Origin of the sequence: Mycobacterium sp., assembly GCF_049802695.1 — a bacterium.
Taxonomy (GTDB): Bacteria; Actinomycetota; Actinomycetes; order Mycobacteriales; family Mycobacteriaceae; genus Mycobacterium.
Map to the genome: position 1 here is coordinate 1 of NZ_JBARMY010000559.1, position 9,515 is coordinate 9,515.

Annotated in this window: 8 protein-coding genes; 4 read left to right on the forward strand and 4 right to left on the reverse strand. The window is 63.0% G+C overall.

Translation table 11 applies throughout. The features are described from left to right. Positions 1 to 832: condensation domain-containing protein (locus WA317_RS21970; RefSeq protein WP_425175040.1), on the reverse strand; the 832-nt coding region annotated here is incomplete at its 3' end. Positions 833 to 1,011: 179 nt separating this feature from the next. On the opposite strand from WA317_RS21970, the gene WA317_RS21975 reads away from it, so the two are divergent. The 4 genes from WA317_RS21975 (at position 1,012) to WA317_RS21990 (ending at position 6,490) form a co-directional block, all read left to right on the forward strand. Further along, positions 1,012 to 2,646 (forward strand): (2,3-dihydroxybenzoyl)adenylate synthase, encoded by a 1,635-nt coding sequence (locus tag WA317_RS21975; RefSeq protein ID WP_425175041.1) that lies wholly within the window; start codon positions 1,012 to 1,014, stop codon positions 2,644 to 2,646. A gap of 125 nt (positions 2,647 to 2,771) precedes the next feature. Further along, complete coding sequence (locus WA317_RS21980) at positions 2,772 to 3,185, forward strand: hypothetical protein (RefSeq protein ID WP_425175047.1); 414 nt, start codon at positions 2,772 to 2,774, stop codon at positions 3,183 to 3,185. Positions 3,186 to 3,266: 81 nt separating this feature from the next. Further along, positions 3,267 to 3,665 (forward strand): MmpS family transport accessory protein, encoded by a 399-nt coding sequence (locus WA317_RS21985; protein ID WP_425175042.1) that lies wholly within the window; start codon positions 3,267 to 3,269, stop codon positions 3,663 to 3,665. Then, positions 3,662 to 6,490, forward strand: coding sequence for an RND family transporter (locus WA317_RS21990; protein WP_425175043.1), 2,829 nt, complete (start codon positions 3,662 to 3,664; stop codon positions 6,488 to 6,490). Before WA317_RS21985 ends, WA317_RS21990 begins: the two co-directional genes overlap by 4 nt. A 414-nt stretch (positions 6,491 to 6,904) precedes the next feature. Here the strand turns inward: WA317_RS21990 and WA317_RS21995 are convergent, their stop codons facing one another. The 3 genes from WA317_RS21995 to WA317_RS22005 form a co-directional block, all read right to left on the reverse strand. After that, complete coding sequence (locus WA317_RS21995) at positions 6,905 to 8,026, reverse strand: NADH:flavin oxidoreductase/NADH oxidase (protein WP_425175044.1); 1,122 nt, start codon at positions 8,024 to 8,026, stop codon at positions 6,905 to 6,907. Next, positions 8,023 to 9,021, reverse strand: coding sequence for an amidohydrolase family protein (locus tag WA317_RS22000; protein WP_425175045.1), 999 nt, complete (start codon positions 9,019 to 9,021; stop codon positions 8,023 to 8,025). Before WA317_RS22000 ends, WA317_RS21995 begins: the two co-directional genes overlap by 4 nt. Continuing rightward, a partial coding sequence (locus WA317_RS22005) for a hypothetical protein (RefSeq protein ID WP_425175046.1) occupies positions 9,018 to 9,515 on the reverse strand: 498 nt, incomplete at its 5' end. The genes WA317_RS22000 and WA317_RS22005, both read right to left, overlap by 4 nt.

The window sequence follows — 9,515 nt, forward strand, 5'->3', positions numbered from 1 at the left end:
GCTGCGGCTGGGCCTCGGCCGCCTCGAGCGCCAGGCGGTATTTCCGGTAGGTGTAGCCCAATTCGGGCAATTGACGGCCGGCGTAGAGCGCGGCCAGGTCGGCCATCAGCGTGCGGTAGCTCATCGCGTCGGCGGCCTGCATGTCGAGGTCGACGTGCAGGCGCGACCGCTGCTCCGGCAGCAGCGTCACCGCGAGTTCGAATACCTCGCCGTCGAGCTGTTGATGCGATTTGGCTGCCCGGATCGCCGCGAGCCGCCGGTCGACGACCGCGGGGTCGAGGTCGCGAAGATCGTGCACGCGCACCTGCGACTCGGCGGCCGGGTCGATGCGCTGCGTTCCGTCGGCCAGGAACCGCACCCGCAGCATCGGGTGTCGTCGGGCCAACGCGGTGGCCGCCGCGCGCAGTCGTTCTGGATCGATCAGACCGCCGTCGAACTCGACGTAGAGATGCCCGGCAACGCCGCCGAGCTGCTGGGTGTCTTCGCGGCCGATCCACATCGCGTGTTGCATCGGGGCGAGCGGAAAGGGATCAGACTGGTCTTCGGACTGGTCACAGCGCGGCGCCGGGGCTGCCGGCTGCTCTGGCGAGGGCTGCTGATGCCCGGCGGCGGACACTAGCCGCGACCACGCTTCGACAGTCGGCGTGGCGACCAGCGTCGCGAAGTCGACGGCGACGCCCTGCCGTCGCCACCGGCCGGCGAGCGCCATCATTCGGATCGAATCCAGCCCCTGGGCTATCAGGTTGTCATGAGGATCGACGGTATCGGCGGTAGTGCCCAGCAGTGCGGCGACCTCGGCGCGGATGGCCTCCGGACTGCCCGCGGTGCACACCACGACCCTCCCTAGGTGACTTGAACGCACTATGTGACTTGCATGCCCGCTGGTCAACGCGCGGGAGTCGGCGCATATGTCAACGAATCTCGACCGTTACCTTACTAGTTAGCACAGGCTGCCCTAATTTGGGTGCTTATTGTAGCTTTGCCCCTTTCCGCGCAGAGAATGGAGCCTCAATGCAGCAGACGCCATCGCTGCCCGGCTTCGTCGGCTTTCCCGCCGACCGCGCCGAGCGCTACCGGGCCACCGGCTACTGGACGGGCCGCACCGTCGACTCGATACTGTCCGAAGCCGCGCAGCGCTGGCCCGACCGGGTCGCGGTCATCGACGCCCACCAGCAGCCGGATACCGGTATCAGCTTCGCCGAACTCGACGAGCTGGCCGATCGGGCGGCGGCAGGACTGGCCGCGCTGGGCATCGCGGCCGGTGACCGGGTGCTGCTGCAGCTGCCGAACACCAGCCGCTTCGTCCTGGCACTGTTCGGGCTGCTGCGGGTCGGGGCGCTACCGGTGATGTGCCTGCCCGGACACCGAGCCACCGATCTCGACCACTTCGCCAGCGTCAGCGAGCCCAGTGCGGTGATAATCCCCGATTCCACGGGCGGCTTCGACTATCCCGCGATGGCGCAGGGGCTCGCCGCCCGACATCCGGGGCTGCGGCACATCCTCGTCGACGGCGACCCGGGGCCGTTCGTGTCGTGGCGGCAACTGTGCGACACCCCCGCGTCGAAGCCGGCGGCGGCTTCGGCCGATACCGGGTCTCCGGCAGTGCTGCTGGTCTCCGGTGGCACCACCGGCGCCCCCAAGCTGATTCCGCGTACCCACGACGACTACGTCTACAACGCCATCGCGAGCGCCGAAGTCTGCCGGTTGACCGCCGCCGACGTCTACCTGGCGGCGTTGCCGGCCGCCCACAACTTCCCGTTGGCCTGTCCCGGCCTGCTCGGCGCGATGAGCGTCGGCGCAACCACGGTGTTCACTACCGACCCCAGCCCGGAGTCGGCGTTCGAGGCGATCGCACGGCACAGCGTCACAGTCACCGCCCTGGTGCCGGCGTTGGCGGGGCTGTGGGCGCAGGCCTGCGACTGGGAGCCGGTGACTCCGAAGACGTTGCGGCTGCTGCAGATCGGTGGCGCGAAGTTGGAAGCTGACGATGCGCGCCGGATACGGGCAACGCTGACGCCGGGAGTGCAGCAGGTGTTCGGAATGGCCGAGGGGCTGCTCTGTTTCACCCGGCCCGACGATCCGCCAACGATCGTCGAACACACCCAGGGCCGGCCGCTGTGCCCGGACGACGAGCTGCGCATCGTCGACGACCACGACCGGCCGGTGCCGCCCGGCGATGCTGGCGAGCTGTTGGTGCGCGGACCGTACACCTTCAACGGCTACTTACGCGCCGACGCTGAGAACGCCCGCAGCTTCGACCCTGACGGCTTCTACCGCAGCGGTGACGTCGTGCGCCGGTTGGCCGACGGCTATCTGCAGGTTGTCGGGCGGGTGAAGGATGTCATTCACCGTGGCGGCGAGACCGTTGCCGCCGCGGACCTGGAAGAGCATCTACTGACCCATCCGGCCATCTCGTCAGCTGCGGCGGTGGCGCTTGGTGATCCTTACCTCGGGGAGAAGATCTGCGCTGCAGTCGTTTTCGCCAGCGCGCCGATATCGCTGGCGGAACTCAACCGCTATCTCGACGAGCGCGGCGTCGCCGCTCACACCCGACCCGACGTGCTGGTGCCGATGCCGGCGCTACCCACCACCGCGGTCGGCAAGGTCGACAAGAAAGCGATCTCCCGCCGGCTCAGCGAAGCGTGAATCGCGCCGCCGGCAGAACGGCCGGGTCGAACGAACGATCGCCGGGTTTCGGAACGGTCGCGTTCTCTCGCGGGTGATGCTAGTTTCTACGGCAAAGCGAAGGAGTGGCCTCAGTGAACACGGCGATGTTCGGTCTTCTGACGATAATCTCGTTAGCGCTGGCATTGCTGTCCGCGGCCATTGCTTCGCTTTACGTGAGCCGGTTGGCCGGCCGGCCGACGGTGCCGATCAGTGAAGAAGTGGGCAGCGCTCGAGTGGTCGTCAAAAAGTTGCGCAAACGTGAGCCGATGTCGGACGAAGAGTTGATTTACGCAAGGCAGATCGTCAGCGACCGTTCGTCTTTGATGGCATTATGCATTCCGGGCACTCTGTTTTTCCTCGGGTGTTTCTACGTATTCGGCAGCCTTCAGCACTTGCATGGAGCCGCTGCGTCCGAGCGGACTTTCCTCGGCTTGATACCGATGTTGACTTCTACCAACCTCGCCGTTCGGCTGCTGAGCAGCGCCAGGCTGAAACGGCGTCTGCGGACAGCAGCGTGAAACAGCCGGCCGGGAACGGATTCGGAAGGTGATCGAGTGAGTCCTCGTTCAGTCGGCAGATCTGTCTTGGCGCGGATTTGGATGCCGTTGGTTTCCGTCATCGCGGTCGGGGTGGGCCTGATCTGCATGTGGAAGGTGCACCAGTTCTCCGAGCCGGAGCCGGTCATCACCGTCCTTGGTCCGCAGGCACCCGAGGAGTTCAACGTCAAACGGATTACCTATGAAGTGTTCGGCTCCGCCGGAAAGGGCGGAACGCTCGTTTATGTGGATATCGACGGGCATCCGCATCAGGTTGACGTCACGACGTTGCCGTGGTCGCACACCGAGTCCACCACGCTCACGGTGGCGTCCGGCAGCATTTCGGTGCACGTTCACGGCGGCCAGGTGGGCTGCCGGATGCTGGTGGATGGCATTGTCCGGGACGAACAATCGGGTGACCACCAGGACGCCGACGTCGAGTGCAGAGTGAAATCGGCATGAGCGAGCACCGGGCGAGTGAGCACCGGATTAAACGCCCTTTCATCCCCCGGATGGTCCGTGTTCTCGCGATACCGATCATCGTCTTCTGGGCTCTCATTGCGGTGACGACGAACACCTTCGAGCCCAAGGTGGAGGACGTCGCCGTAGAACTCGCCGGACCAATGGTCCCGCACTACGCGCCGTCACAGCGGGCACTGCTGCACATCGGTGAGAAATTCCACGAATCCAACTCGACCAACTTGACGATGGTGGTGTTCGAAGCGAACCGGCCACTGGGAGACCAGGACCACCACTACTACGACGACTTGATGCGCCGGTTCGAGCGCGACACCAAGCATGTGCAATACGTAATGGACCTGTGGGGCAAACCGTTCACCGCGGCCGGGGCGCAGAGCGTGGATGGCAAGTCGACTTATGTGCTGTTGCGCCTTGCCGGCGACATCGGCCAGATTCAAGCCAATCAGTCCGTGGACGCCGTGCGAAACATCATCGCGAAGGACACCCCGCCGCCCGGACTCAAGGTCTTTGTCAGCGGCGCGGCGCCACTGGCCTCGGACACGTTGAGCATCGCTAACGCAAGCTTGAACAACGTCACGATCGTGACGATTTGCCTGATCATCGTGATGCTACTGCTGGTGTACCGCTCCCCTGCCACTCTGTTGGTGCCGCTGGCCGGGGTGCTCATCGAGATGCTGGTGGCCAAGGGGATCGTGGCTACCCTCGGGCATCTCGGATACATCGAGCTCTCATCGTTCGCGGTGAACATCGTCATCGCATTGACGCTGGGAGCGGGCACGGATTACGGCATCTTCTTGATGGGCCGCTATCACGAGGCCCGGCAAGCCGGCGAAAGCCGGGAGGACAGCTTTTACATCGCCTACCGTGGCGTGGCGCCCATTATCATCGGCTCGGGACTGACGATCGCCGGGGCGTGTTACTGCCTGACTTTCGCGCGTCTCAACTACTTCCACACCATGGGCCCGGCGGTGGCCATCACCATGCTGTTCACCATCGCCGCAGCGATGTCCCTCGGCCCGGCGCTGTTGACCGTGGGCAGCCTGTTCGGGATGTTCGACCCCCGAAGTGCAGCCAAAGCCCATCTGTACCGCCGGATCGGGGCGAGCGTGGTGCGGTGGCCGGTGCCGATCCTGGCGGCCAGTTCAGCGGTCGTCATGATCGGGGCGATCTTCGTACCGACCTACCGGCAGAACTATGACGATCGTCAATACCAGCCGCGCTCCGCCCCGGCCAATCTAGGTTTCGCCGCAGCCGACCGACACTTCTCCAAGAGCAAACTGTTCTCCGAGATGCTGATGATCGAAACCGATCACGACATGCGCAACTCGGCGGATTTCATCTCGATGGACCGGGTCGCACGAGCTCTGATTCGCCTGCCCGGTGTGGCGATGGTGCAGGGCATGACCAGACCGTTGGGCCGCCCACTCGAGCACGCCTCCATTCCGTACTTGTTCACCACCCAGGGCAGCGGCAACGGACAACAACTCCCGTTCAACAGGGAGCAGAACTTGAACACCGACCAGCAGGCTGACATCCAGGCGCACTCGGTCGCCGTTTTGCGGAAAGAGATCGTCTTCTTCCAGAAAGTGTCGGACGAGCTGCACCAGACGGCTCTCACCATCGCGGATCTGCAAAAGGTCAGCGAAGACGTAAGGGACGACGTAGCAAATCTTGACGATTTCTTCCGGCCGATCAAAAGCTATTTCTACTTCGAGAAGCACTGTTTCGACATTCCGATCTGCTGGACCTTCAGATCGGTATTCGACACGATCGACCAGATCGACAAGTTAACCGAAGACATCAACTACGCCAGAATCTCCATCGAGGAGGTCGATAAAACTTTCCCGAAAATCATCGCACAGCTGAAAGCCACCGCCGACGACACCGAGGCCCTGCAGGCGAAGTTGGTCAACTCGTACGGTTCCGCCGACCTTCAATCCCTGGCGACCGAGCAGACATTCGATGATTCGATCAACGTCGGCAACGACTGGGACAAATCCCGCAGTGACGACTTCTTCTACATCCCGCACGAGGGTTTCGACAACGATGACGTCAAAACGGGCGAGAAACTGATGATGTCGCCGGACGGCAAAGCCGCCCGCTTCATCGTCACCCACGAGGGCGACGCCATGGGCCCTGAAGGCGTGGAGCATGTCGAACGGTTCCCCGAGGCAATCACCACGATCCTGAAAGAGACTTCGCTGGCCGGCGCGCGAGTCTACATCGGCGGCTCAGGAGCAAACGACAAGGACATCAAGGAATACGCCACCTCCGATCTAATGATCGCCGCAATCGCCGCCTTCGTGCTGATCTTTTTGATCATGATGTTCCTGACCCGAAGCCTGTTGGCGGCGTTGGTCATTCCCGGCACGGTGGCCTTCTCCTATGCCGGGGCGTTCGGGCTGTCCATTCTCGTCTGGCAGCACCTCATTGGGCTGCATCTGCATTGGCTGATACTGCCGCTGTCGTTCATCATCTTGGTAGCGGTGGGGTCGGACTACAACCTACTGTTGATTGTTCGAGTGAGAGACGAGATACACGCCGGGTTGCACACCGGTCTGATTCGCGCGCTGGGCAGCACGGGCGGTGTGGTGACGTCCGCGGGTTTGGTGTTCGCGTTCACCATGCTGGCCATGCTCAGCAGCGATCTGCGAACGATTGGGCAATTGGGATCTACTGTCTGCATCGGTCTGCTGCTCGACACTTTGATCGTCCGTTCGTTCGTGGTGCCGTCGATCCTCAGCATTCTCGGGCCATGGTTCTGGTGGCCGACCCTGGTGCGGCGCCGTCCGCTGGCGCAGCGCTAGCGGTACCCGAGCGGATGTCGATTCTCAAAATGCGTGTCATTTTCCGACAGGCTGACCTGCGATGATGCAGGCTTTCTCACGCGGTGTCATCTTCGTTTTTTCTCAAACGCGTGTCATTTTTTCAGGCGCCGCATCTGCCGGTCCTTCGGCATGCTCGGGGTGTCCGTGTCCAGATCGTCCGACAGTAGCCCCTTCACGGCGGTGGGCCGGAACCTTGTCCAGCGGGATCACGCTGAATGTCTAGTGCTGTAAGTGTTTACGGCTCAGGCTGGCGTACAGTGCGCGCGTGGACCCCTTGCGGTCCGGTACTGCGAATGTGGTGGCCCGCCACGGGCCAGCCGGTTCGCCACAGTTTCTCGGCTCCATAAGCTGTGCGTCGATGGTACGAGAGACTTCACCAATCCACGTTTCGCGTCATTGAAGCTCGTTGTTGTGCTGATGATTTCGTGGGAATGCACGGCCGTACTGTGGAGGGTGAGGGAGCGTGATGCCGAAATGGCATGCAGCTTCACGGATCCATGTCGGGTTGCGCAGGAGAACGCGCGCTAAGAAGACCGCATCTGCTTGTCCGCTCATCACGATGGCTTCCGCTTGCTCCGCCTCGGTGATCATTCCTACTGCGGCCGTGGCTATCTCGGCCTTAGCTCGCACTTTCGCGGCGAATGGTACTTGGTAGCTTGGCCGTAAGGGGATTTTCGCGTCAGGTGCTGAGCCGCCTGTCGAAACGTCAATCAGATCGACGCCAACGTTCTTCAGCCGTGATGCGAGTTGGATCGTATCCGCTAGAGTCCATCCGTGCCGAGGGTCATCGGTGTCGCCGGCCAGCCAGTCGGTCGCTGAGACCCGGAAGAATAGCGGCAGTTCTTCGGGCCAATGGTTGCGCACCGCCGTTGTGACGTCGAGGGCGAACCGAATCCGGTGGTCCAGGCTGCCGCCGTATTGATCGCCGCGGGCGTTGGAATGAGGTGATAGGAATTGGTGGATCAGGTAGCCGTGGGCTCCGTGCAGTTCGAGCACCCGGAAGCCGGCCGTTGCGGCGCGTTTGGCGGCGGCCGCGAAAGCCGCCACGGCAGAGTTAATTTCATCGACGCGGAGTTCTGCCGGGCTCGGCAGCTCCCCAAATGGCAGTTTGCTTGCGCCGACCGTCGGCCAAGTTTCTGGGTCGCGCGACGTATCGGGCCAGGGGCGTCCGGTGGACCCTTTGCGGCCCGCATGCACAAGTTGTATACCCGGAACGGCGCCCTGGGCCGAAATGAAGGCGGTAATCCGCCGGAATGAGTCCGCCTGATTCTCATTCCAGAGGCCGAGGTCGTAAACGCTGCTGCGACCGATCGGATCGACCGCGGTGGCCTCGACCATGACCAGCGCAGCGCCAGCCACCGCGCGTGACCCAAGGTGCTGTAGATGCCAGTCAGTGGGCGAACCGGTGTATGGGCCTTCGGGTATCGCGGAGAATTGCATCATCGGCGACATCCAGGCCCGGTGCGTGAAAGTGATGTCCCGCAGTGTTAATGGTGTGAACAGGTGTGCGGTCATGCTAAGTATCGATCTGGTGCGCAGGTGTTCAAGAACGACACCGCAGCCCGGATGAGTGACTGGGAGCCCGGTCCGTATTGGGTCGCGAACCTGGCTGGATTGCTCTCAGCCATGTCGAAGGGATAGTCGCTGCCGCACACGATCTTGTCGGTGCCAGCCAGTTCGCCCAAAAGCCTGAGTTGAGGAGATCCTAACGTGACCGTGTCGAAGTACAGTTCGCGGAACCCCTGGGCGGGCGGGCGTCGTGTGTGGTCGTTAACGTCGACCCGCATGTCCCATCCGCGTGTCCATCTCCCCAGCAGACCCGGTGCACAACCTCCGCCGTGTACAAAACAGATCCGCAACCCGGGTAGTTCGTCTTTGAGGCCGCTGAGGAGCAGCGTGGCCACTGCCGTGGCGGTTTCGACGGGATTACCGATGAGGTTGCTCAGGTAATACCTGGACCACTCCGGGCGTTCGAGCTGCATGGGGTGCACCAGTACCGCGAGATCCAAACGTGTTGCCTCGCTAAGGATGTGCCGCAGTGGCCCGTGATCGAGCGAGCAGCCTCCGATCAAGGGCGGCACGGCGACTCCGGCGATGCCCTCGGTCTCGGCGATTGCCTCGAGTTGACGGGTCGAGTAGGTGGTGTCGGTGACCGTGACCATGCCCATGCCGAGCAACGTTCCGTCCGATCGAGCGACAACGTCGCTCAGTGCGGTATTGAAAGCGTCGGTGTAGCTGTTGGCTTCGGGTCCCGCCTCGAGGGCGAAGGCGAATGGCGGAGCCGATAACACGCGGACTGCGATGCCGGCGCGGCGCATGTCCGCGACGATCGCAGCCTCATCGTGAATGGTGGCACTGGCGATCGACAGCGGTAGGTCACCGAGATACAGTTGCCCGCTGCGGTCATGCAACGCGCCGTACGGGGTGCTCGGTGGCAGGCCGAACAGGTCGGGAGGCAACCAGTGGGCGTGGACGTCGATGATGCCTGGCGCAATGGGCGCCGTGATCACCGCGATCCGTCCCCGCCGGGTCTTGATTGCTCTAGGTCCAAGGGCGCGTTGGCGCTGTCGAGGTGTTCGACGGTGGTGAACATCAGTTCGGTCTGGCCGATGTTCTGAATGTCGTGGAGCAGATATTCCCCAGCCCCGAAATGGAAGTGGCGTGTCTCGCCCCGCTGATACGCCACTTCACGCACGGTGCCGTCGTGGGTGTGCTGGCGGCTGTTGCCTGCGGTGACGGCGGTCCAGAAGTAGTCGAGCACGTGGCGGTGGGCATGCCAGCGCTCGCCGGGAGCAAGTCGGATCTCCCAAACGCGAACCCGATCGTTCTGGCTGAGTAGCCGTGATCCGACGTGGCCGTCGTAGGCATGTTCGGTGAATTCGGTTTTTAGCCAGTCGGGCCAGTCCTCGAAGTTGCTGGAGATCAGTTCACCGGCTAGCGGGAGGTCGCTCAGGAAGTTGTTGTCGGTCAAAGCTCTTCCTTTCAAGTCTGTTGGGCCTTTAGC

Excerpts from the sequence above, each read along its gene's own strand:
- WA317_RS21990 (WP_425175043.1), top strand. The coding sequence starts at position 3,662 with ATGAGCGAGCACCGGGCGAGTGAGCACCGGATTAAACGCCCTTTCATC.
- WA317_RS21995 (WP_425175044.1), bottom strand. The coding sequence starts at position 8,026 with ATGACCGCACACCTGTTCACACCATTAACACTGCGGGACATCACTTTC.
- WA317_RS21975 (WP_425175041.1), top strand. The coding sequence starts at position 1,012 with ATGCAGCAGACGCCATCGCTGCCCGGCTTCGTCGGCTTTCCCGCCGAC.
- WA317_RS21980 (WP_425175047.1), top strand. The coding sequence starts at position 2,772 with ATGTTCGGTCTTCTGACGATAATCTCGTTAGCGCTGGCATTGCTGTCC.
- WA317_RS21985 (WP_425175042.1), top strand. The coding sequence starts at position 3,267 with ATGCCGTTGGTTTCCGTCATCGCGGTCGGGGTGGGCCTGATCTGCATG.